This window comes from Vibrio jasicida CAIM 1864 = LMG 25398 (assembly GCF_000400365.1).
GTDB classification, from domain to species: domain Bacteria; phylum Pseudomonadota; class Gammaproteobacteria; order Enterobacterales; family Vibrionaceae; genus Vibrio; species Vibrio jasicida.
In genome coordinates, this window is record NZ_BAOG01000193.1 from 1 (window position 1) to 633 (window position 633).

Here is a 633-nt window from a genome sequence, read left to right on the forward strand (position 1 = left end):
TTGCATCACTAAAGCCTTGCAACGTTAACGCCACACTCTTCACCGAATCCGCAACCGACGCGACTTCTGCTGTACCCACCCATTGGGTTTGAGTACCCGATTGTGCTGTCCAGTTGATCGCCGCGGTACCCAGCGTTGACCCCGTCGGTGTGGTGACGCCTTTGTCGAACGTGGCGGTAACGGTCACGCTCTCACCCGCCGCTGCGTACGTTGGATTAATCGACGTTTGACCGTCGTCCACCGTTGGCTTGGTTTGCGTCAACGTAAATGTCGTCCCCACTTCTTTTGCTGGTGCGCCCAAGTCGTTAGTCCCGTTCACCGTCACCGTAATGGTGCCGTCTTTAAGACCCGAGACATCAAGCGTCGTGTTCCATTTACCCAATGCAGCCACTGTCGTGGTTTTCGTGACTTCTTTATTGTCCGTATCGACCGCTTTGATGGTCAATGTATCGGAGGTTTCGAAGCGTGTGCTATCGCCACTGACGGCAACGCTTGCAGCGCCCGCTTCGTTAACATCACCGATATTTTCAACGGTTAAGGTTGGGGTCATCGCTAGCACTTTGCTAGAAGTGAATGCCTCACCGGCATTGCCCGTTGCATCACTAAAGCCTTGCAACGTTAACGCCACACTCT

Annotated in this window: 1 protein-coding gene; it reads right to left on the minus strand. The window is 53.9% G+C overall.

Translation table 11 applies throughout. The features are described from left to right. Positions 1-633 (minus strand): hypothetical protein (locus VJL_RS26635; RefSeq protein ID WP_081635051.1); only part of this gene is annotated, 633 nt, incomplete at both ends.